Genomic DNA, 8631 nt, shown 5'->3' on the forward strand with positions numbered 1-8631 from the left:
TGGCCGAGGTGCTCCTGTGGGAGGGGCTCGACACCTGGCTGCTGCCCGCCACGTGGCTCGATCGCCTGCCGGGCATCCTCGCGCTCTTCGGTCTGCGCGCGCGCGTGGGCGTGAGCGGGCTGACGGACGCCGCCGGCGTCCACGCCGCCGTCGATGCCGGGGCGCACTTCCTCACCTCCCCCGTCTTCGATCCGGAGCTCGCGGACGCCGCCGGCGCGGTCCCGCTCGTGCCGGGGGCGCTCACGCCCCAGGAGATCGCCACCGCGGTGCGGCACGGGGCGGACGCCCTGCAGGTGGTGCCGGCCGACGTCATGGGTTCGGCTTATGCCCGGGCCCTTCCGCCCCTGTTCCCCGGCGTCGCGCTGATGCCGACGGGACGCATCGAGCGTTACCAGGCGGACACATGGCTCAAGTCGGGGGCGGTGGCCGTGTGCACCGACGCCATCGTCCAGGCGGGGGAGTCCGACCCCGCCGCGATGCGTCGCCGGGCGCAGCAGTTCCGGCAACTCGTGGCAACCGAGAGCTGAGTTGGCATCCTGAATTGGTGGCTGAGATTTTCTCAGCTACTTTTGTGGAGTACCTCAGTTGACCCTGCATCGGAGATCCCTCGCATGTACCAGCCCCGTCGCGTCTCGGACGTCCAGCCCGAGTCCTTCGACCAGGTCGCCGCGGACAGCGCGTTCATCTCGGCCCCGCGCCGCCGCGCCGTCACCCGGATGGACCTGCTCCGCACCCGCGTCGCCCCCACCGCCCTCTCCGCCGTTCTGCTGTTCGGCGTCACCGCTTTCGCCGTCAACCTGAACGCGCAGGGAGCCACCGACACGACGGTCGCCGCCCCGGCCCGGGTGGACGACACCACCTCCCGCTCCACCGAGCGCACCGAGGCCGAGGCATCCGCGCTCGTCTCCGAGGCAGCCACCGACGAGGCGAGCGCCACCACCGGCACCGATCCGGTCGCCGAGGGTGCCGCCGCCGGCACCGATCTGGTCGCCGAGGGTGCCGCCGCCGGCACCGATCCGGTCGCCGAGGATGCCGCCGCCGGCACCGATCCGGTCGCCGAGGATGCCACCGCCGAGACGCAGGAGGTCGAGGGGGACGGCGCTGCCGCGACCTTCGCGGTCGGCAGCTGGGAGAACTCGTTCGGGAAGATCGTCGGCGACAAGTACGCGCAGGCCAAGGTGACCGTGCGCGCCGACGCCAGCTCGGACGCCGACAGCGTCGGCACGCTCAACACCGGCGACAAGCTGGCCGTCACCGACTCGGTCGTGAACGGCTTCCGCCAGGTCAACTTCGACGGGAAGATCGGCTGGGTGGCCGACAGCCGCCTCGGCGACTCCGCCCCGGCCCAGAAGACCGCAGCGGCGGGCTCCGGCTCGTCGGCGTCCTCGGAGTCCTACACCGGCGCCACCAGCTACTCGGGCAAGACCGTCCTCGGCCTCAAGCCGAAGGCCATGGTCGTGTACAACGCGGTCACCGCAAAGTGGTCGTTCACGTCGATCGGCGGCTACCGGGCCAGCAGCCTGAGCAACCACCAGCTCGGCGGGGCGATCGACTTCATGACGTTCAGCGACTCGTCCAAGGGCTGGGAGGTGGCCAACTACCTGGCGGCCAACGCGGACGCGTTCAACATCGACCACATCATCTTCCAGCAGAAGATCTGGACGCCCTACAAGCCCTACTGGCGTGGCATGGCGAACCGCGGCAGCGCCACGGCCAACCACATGGATCACGTGCACGTGTCCGTGAAGCTCTGAACCCGAGTCCGACCCCGCGCACGGCGCCCCACCGCTCGGCGGTGGGGCGCCATCGCTTTCCGGGACGGGAGGGCCGCGCCGGCGGCGTCCACCCCATAGGCTGGATTCATGACGCATGTGACGACCACAGACGCCTGGGCCCGCCTCACCGAGCTCAAGGAGAACTTCACGCCCGACCTGCGCGGCTGGTTCGCCGCAGATCCCGGGCGCGCCGAGCACTTCACCCGCACCGCGGGCGATCTGCACGTCGACCTCTCGAAGAACCTGGTCAACGACGCGGTCGTGGACGCCCTGGTGGCGCTCGCCGACGAGGTCGGCCTCGCGGAGAAGCGTGACGCGATGTTCGCCGGCGTCCACATCAACAACACCGAGGACCGCGCGGTGCTGCACACCGCGCTGCGGCGTCCGAAGGGGGACACGCTGGTCGTCGACGGCCAGGACGTAGTGGCCGACGTGCACGCCACGCTCGACCGGGTGTACGCGTTCGCCGAGAAGGTGCGCTCGGGAGAATGGGTCGGGGTCACCGGCAAGCCGATCGAGACCGTGGTCAACATCGGCATCGGCGGTTCCGACCTCGGCCCGGTGATGGTCTATGAGGCTCTCAAGCCGTACGCCGACGGGCCCGCGGTGCGCTTCATCTCGAACATCGACCCGACCGACGCCTACGAGAAGACGAAGGACCTCGACCCCACGACGACGCTGTTCATCGTGGCGTCCAAGACGTTCACGACGCTGGAGACGATGACGAATGCGCGCATGGCGCGCGACTGGTTCCTGTCGTCGCTGCAGGACGCGGGCGTCACCGACGGCTCGGACGAGGCGAACCGCGCCGCGATCGGGAAGCACTTCGTCGCCGTCTCGACGGCGCTCGACCTCGTCGCCGACTTCGGCATCGACCCCGAGAACGCGTTCGGCTTCTGGAACTGGGTGGGGGGCCGCTACTCGGTCGACTCGGCGGTCGGCACGGCCGTCGTCGTGGCGATCGGGCCTGAGAACTTCGCCGACTTCCTCGCCGGCTTCCACACGATCGACCGGCACTTCGCCGAGACGCCGTGGGCCGAGAACGTGCCCGCCCTCATGGGCCTGCTGAACGTCTGGTACGTCAACTTCTTCAAGGCAGGTTCGCACGCCGTGCTGCCGTACGCGCAGTACCTGCACCGCTTCGCCGCCTACCTGCAACAGCTCACCATGGAGTCCAACGGCAAGGGCGTCAAGGCGGACGGAACGCCCGTCGAGACCGAGACCGGCGAGGTGTTCTGGGGCGAGCCGGGCACGAACGGCCAGCACGCCTTCTACCAGCTGATCCACCAGGGCACGCAGTTGATCCCGGCCGACTTCATCGCGGTCGCCAACCCCGCTCACGCCATCAAGGACGGGGACGCCGACGTGCACGAGCTCTTCCTCGCGAACTTCTTCGCCCAGACGAAGGCGCTCGCGTTCGGGAAGACGGCCGACGAGGTGCGCGCCGACGGCGTCGCAGAAGAGCTGGTGACCGCGAAGGTGTTCCTGGGCAACCGGCCGACCACGTCGATCATGGCGCCGGCGCTCACGCCGTCGGTCGTCGGCCAGTTGATCGCCCTGTACGAACACATCACCTTCACCCAGGGGGTCGTGTGGGGCCTCAACAGCTTCGACCAGTGGGGTGTCGAGCTGGGCAAGGTGCTGGCGAAGCAGATCACGCCGGCCATCGGTGGCGACGCCGACGCTCTCGCCGACCAGGATCCGTCCACGAAGGCACTGATCGAGTACTACCGAGCGCAGAGGGTCTGATCGTGCGCGTGGCAGGGTGACCGTAACCCGACCCGCACGCGTGGGAAGAGCGGGGAGGCAGCGAACCCCCCGGACCTTCCTCCTGCGTGCCCTGACCGGCATCGTCCTGGTGGCCGGCGCGAGCACGCTCGTCGTGCTGACGCCCGCCATCTGGGCGCGGTCGATGGCCGCCGAGCGCATGAGCGACGTCGCCGAGGCCCCGGCACGCGACGTGGGCATCGTGTTCGGCGCCGAGATGTACGCCTCGGGGGAGCCGTCGCCCTACCTGAAGGCCCGCCTCGACCTGGCCGCGGATCTTTATGCAGCCGGCCGCGTGAAGGTGCTCGTCGTGAGCGGAGACAATGCCGGCGAGCACAACTTCGAGTCGACGAACATGCTGCGCTACCTCGTCGCGCAGGGCGTGCCGGAGGCCGCCGTCGTCGAGGACCAGCACGGCTACGACACCTACGACACCTGCGTGCGGGCGCGGCAGGAGTTCGGCGTCACGCAGGCGATCTTGGTCACGCAGACCTACCACCTTCCCCGGGCCATCGCGACCTGCCGGGCTGTCGGGGTGGACGCTGTCGGTGTCGGCGACGATTCCGTTCGGGCCACGTCGAACCGCTGGTTCGAGTTCTCGGCGCGCGAGTACGGGGCGAACCTCAAGATGGTGTGGGATCTGGCTTCCCGGCGCCAACCCGTCCTCGAGGGTCCCTCCGACGCGGTGACGCGGGCTCTCCGCGCCTGACGCCGACGGGCAGGCGGAGCCGCGCCGACGGCCGTGGGCTTCTGCGCCGAGAGCCTCTGCCGCCCCGATGCGCCACACTGGGCACCGATGAGCACCGACGCCGACCCGCCGCGACGCGTCCCGCGTGACGCCCTGCTGGATCTCGCGTGCGCGCCCGGACACCTCCTCCGCCGCGCGCAACGTGCGCACGGCGTCCTCTGGTCGGAGGAGTTCGGCACCGAACTCACCGGACCCCAGTTCGCCGTGCTGTCGTCTGTGGCCCGCCACGACGGCATCGACCAGGTCACGGTCGGCCACGAGGCCTCCCTCGACAAGTCGACCGCGGTGGGTATCGTCCGGCGCCTCGTCCGCGACGGCTGGGTCGCCGCGGCGTCCGACCCGCACGACGGCCGCCGCAAGGTCCTCCACCTCACGGACGCCGCCGGCGAGGCCCTCGCACCGCTCACGCTGCGGGTGCGGGGCGTCCAGGAACGCCTCCTCGCTCCCCTGGATCCGGCCACGCGCGGCCGCCTCATCGACGACCTGGCCACCCTCGCCTACGAGGGCGCGCCGCCGGCCCCTGAGGCGCCCGCAGCGCTCGGCCTGCCCTCCGAGCGCACGGTGGGTCATCTCGTCCGGCGGGCCCAGGCGGTCCACAACGCCCGCTGGGCGGAGGCGTTCGACGGCGCTCTCACGGGGCCGCAGTACGCCGTCCTCGTCGCCCTCGCTCTGGCCGAACCCGCGGACCAGACCGCCCTGGCGCCCGTGGCGGCCCTGGACAAGTCCTCCCTCTCCGAGGTCGTCGAGCGTCTCGTCGCGCGCGACCTGGTCGACGCCGCGCCCCATGACGCCGACCGGCGCCGCAAGACCCTCCGCCTGACCGGCGCCGCTCGCCGCGTCCTGCCCGGCTTCACGGTCACGGCGGCGTCCGTTCAGGATCGTTTGCTCGTGCACCTACCGCGGCGGCGGCGTCCGGCGTTCGTCCGGACGCTCGCGGCGCTGGTCGGCGCTCACGCCCTTGACGAATAGTCCGTGTACGCACTACTTTCGCCGCAAGGTCCCCCGAGGAAAGGCTCCGCCGATGCAGTTCTACCTCGACGGTTACGTCACCGGCGATCCCGAGGTCGCCCCCGCCGTACTCCCGGCCGAGGTCGACGTTCTCGTCGTCGGCACCGGCCCCGCGGGGGTGGTGCTCGCGGCCCAACTCGCCACCCACCCCGAGATCCGCACGGCGGTCGTCGAGCGCCGTGACGGTCCCCTCCAGCTCGGCCACGCCGACGGCGTCGCCTGCCGCTCGGTGGAGATGTTCGCCACGTTCGGCGTCGCCGAGCGGCTGCTCCGCGAGGCCTACTGGGTCAACGAGACGACCTTCTGGACGCCGTCGGCGTCCGACCCCGCCACGATCGAACGCACCGACCGCATCCAGGACGTCGAGGACGGCCTGTCGGAGATGCCGCACGTGATCGTGAACCAGGCACGCATCCACCAGTACCTCCTCGACGTGATGGCCGACGCCCCGACCCGGCTGCGCCCTCACTACGGGTGGCGCGCCGTCGACGTCCAGGTCGGGGAGGGCGACCACCCGGTGGTGGCCACCCTCGAGGACGCCGCCGGTGCCCGCCGTACCGTGCGGGCGAAGTACGTCGTGGGCTGCGACGGGGCCCGCAGCGCCGTGCGGGAGGCGCTCGGACTGCGGATGGTGGGCGACGTGGCGAACCATGCGTGGGGCGTCCTCGACGTGCTGGCCGTCACCGACTTCCCCGACATCCGGCTCAAGTCGATCATCCGGTCGCAGGCGGGCAGCATCATCTGCATCCCTCGGGAGGGCGGCTACTTGGTGCGCCTCTACGTCGACCTCGGCGACCTCGACCCCGGCCGGCACCTCACAAAGGACGAGGTCGGCCTCGACCGGGTCATCGCCAAGGCGCAGGCGATCCTCCACCCGTATGCGCTCGACGTGCGCAGCGTCGCCTGGTGGTCGATCTACGAGGTGGGACAGCGCGTCACAAACTTCTTCGACGACACCCGCGGCGACCCCGAGCGCGACCCGCGCGTCTTCATCGCCGGCGACGCCTGCCACACCCACTCCGCCAAAGCGGGTCAGGGCATGAACGTCTCTATGGCCGACGCGTTCAATCTCGGCTGGAAGCTCGTCAGTGTCCTCACCGGGCGCGCCGCGCCGTCGCTGCTGCGCACCTATTCGGGCGAGCGGCGTCCGATCGCCCAGGAGCTCATCGACTTCGACCGTGAGTTCGCGGCCCGCATGAGCGCCAAGGGCGACGACGCCGAGTACAGCCACTACTTCGCCCGGCAGCTCCGCTTCACGGCGGGCGTCTCGACGCTCTATCCGCCCTCCGAGCTCGTCGCCGCCGGCGCCCGCCAAGGGCTCGCCACCGGGTTCGGGTTGGGCATGCGCTTCCACACAGCCCCCGTCGTGCGGCTCTACGACGCCCGCCGCCTCGAACTCGGCCACTGCCATCGCGCCGACGCCGCCTGGCGGCTCTACCTGTTCGCCGACGCCGCCGATCCCGCGGACCCGGACGCCCCCGTCAACCGCGTGTGCGCGGCTCTCGAACCGGTCCTGGCCCGGTTCACGCCCGCAGGCCTCGATCCGGACGCCGTCGTCGACGTGCGCGCCGTGTTCGCCCAGGGTCATCGCACGGTCGATCCCACGGCCCCCCACGCCCTGCTGCGGCCGGCGAAGGGCCGCTACGGTCTCCAGGACCACGAGAAGATGTTCTGTGTCGACCCCGCGGCCGACATCTATGCCGCCCGCGGCATCGCGCCCGAGGGCTGCATGGTGCTCGTCCGCCCGGACCAATTCGTCGCCCACCTCCTGCCACTCGACCCCGACGCCGTCGCCGAACTGGACGCCTTCCTCTCCGGCGTTCTCCTGCCGCAGCGCTGACCACTCCGGAGCCTCGCCCCGCGCCCCGCCCCGGCGCCCCGCGACCCGCCCCGGCGCCCCCGCCCCGCGCCACTCGCCCGTGTGCGGTTGGGGGCCGCGTTTGAGGCGCTGGGGCGCCGGTTTCGCAGCACCGAACCGCACACGGGGGCGCGTGCGGCCTGTGGGATCATGGGGATCATGTCGTCTCTGCTCTCCCAGCTCACAGAGCGCGTGCAGGCCGCAACGGGTGTCGACCCCGAGATGCGGCCCGCCACGAAGCCCCAGTTCGGTCACTTCCAGTCCAACGTCGCGTTGCGCCTGGCCAAGCAGGCCGGACGCCCCCCGCGCGAGATCGCGACCGAGCTGGCGGGGCAGATCGATGTCGGGGACCTGTGCGAGCCGCTGGAGGTCGCGGGTCCGGGCTTCCTCAACTTCCGGCTGAAGTCGAGCGTGCTGGCGGCGGCGGCGTCCGAACTGCTGACCGACCCGCACACGGGAATCAGGCAGACCGACGAGCCGCAGACCGTCGTCATCGACTATTCGGCGCCGAACGTGGCCAAGCCGATGCACGTGGGCAACCTGCGATCGACGATCATAGGCGACTGCTTCAACCGGGTGCTCACGGCGCGCGGCGACCGGGTGATCGCGCAGAACCACATCGGCGACTGGGGCACGCAGTTCGGGATGCTGGTCGAATACATCCTCGACGAGGGGATCGATGCGTCCGGGCTCGACCTGGACGGGTCGGTGGCGCTCTACAAGCGCGCGCAGGAGCGGTTCAAGAGCGACGAGGCGTTTGCGGACGCCTCCCGCCGCCGGGTGGTGGCACTGCAGGCGGGCGACCCGGAGACGACGGCCATCTGGCGCACGCTGATCGCGGTGTCCGAGAAGGGGTTCAACGAGGCGTATGCACGGTTGGGCGTCCTGCTGACCGACGACGACCTGGCGGGCGAGTCGATCTACAACGCGATGCTGCCCGAGGTGGCGGCCGACCTGGAGGAGCGGGGAATCGCGGTCATCGACGAGGGTGCGCTGTGCGTGTTCGTGCCGGGCCAGGAGGCGCCGCTGATCGTGCGGAAGAGCGACGGCGGATACGGCTACGCGGCGACGGACCTGGCGGCGATCCGGTACCGGGTGGGGCAGCTGGGAGCGGACCGCATCGTCTACGTGGTCGGCATGCCGCAGACCCACCACTTCGCGCAGGTGTTCGCCGTGGCACGGATGGCGGGCTACCTGCCCGCCGGCGTGGCGGCAGAGCATGTGGCGTTCGGGTCGGTGCTGGGCACAGACGGGAAGATGCTGCGGACCCGCTCGGGCAAGACGGTGACCTTGCAGTCGCTGCTCGACGAGGCCGAGGAGGTGGCCGCTCGGCCGATCGCGATGGCGGCGGTGAAGTACTCCGACCTGTCGAACCAGTTGCAGAAGGACTACGTGTTCGACGCCGAGCGGATGACGGCGACGACCGGCGACACGGGCCCCTACCTGCAGTACGCGCACGCCCGGGCGAACCAGAT

General features: G+C 70.9%; 7 protein-coding genes. All 7 read left to right on the forward strand.

The window, feature by feature from the left end; all coding sequences use genetic code 11:
* Positions 1–527, forward strand: a 527-nt coding sequence (locus tag Q1K57_RS12730) for a bifunctional 4-hydroxy-2-oxoglutarate aldolase/2-dehydro-3-deoxy-phosphogluconate aldolase (RefSeq protein ID WP_300083255.1), incomplete at its 5' end; no start/stop codon positions are given.
* Between the two features lie 84 nt (positions 528–611).
* The gene (locus Q1K57_RS12735; protein WP_300083257.1) at positions 612–1754 is read left to right on the forward strand and encodes an SH3 domain-containing protein; all 1143 of its coding nucleotides are present in this window, start codon (positions 612–614) and stop codon (positions 1752–1754) included.
* 108 nt (positions 1755–1862) lie between these two features.
* Entirely contained in the window at positions 1863–3524 is a 1662-nt protein-coding gene (gene pgi / locus Q1K57_RS12740; protein ID WP_300083259.1) for a glucose-6-phosphate isomerase, read from the forward strand.
* 163 nt (positions 3525–3687) lie between these two features.
* The gene (locus Q1K57_RS12745; protein WP_366525374.1) at positions 3688–4251 is read left to right on the forward strand and encodes an ElyC/SanA/YdcF family protein; all 564 of its coding nucleotides are present in this window, start codon (positions 3688–3690) and stop codon (positions 4249–4251) included.
* A gap of 87 nt (positions 4252–4338) precedes the next feature.
* Complete coding sequence (locus tag Q1K57_RS12750; protein WP_300083263.1) at positions 4339–5259, forward strand: MarR family winged helix-turn-helix transcriptional regulator; 921 nt, start codon at positions 4339–4341, stop codon at positions 5257–5259.
* Positions 5260–5311: 52 nt separating this feature from the next.
* Entirely contained in the window at positions 5312–7138 is a 1827-nt protein-coding gene (locus Q1K57_RS12755; RefSeq protein ID WP_300083265.1) for an FAD-dependent monooxygenase, read from the forward strand.
* A gap of 177 nt (positions 7139–7315) precedes the next feature.
* The coding region (argS, locus tag Q1K57_RS12760) for an arginine--tRNA ligase (RefSeq protein ID WP_300083267.1) at positions 7316–8631 on the forward strand (1316 nt) is incomplete at its 3' end.

This window comes from Propioniciclava sp. (genome assembly GCF_029977985.1).
Classification (GTDB): domain Bacteria; phylum Actinomycetota; class Actinomycetes; order Propionibacteriales; family Propionibacteriaceae; genus Propioniciclava.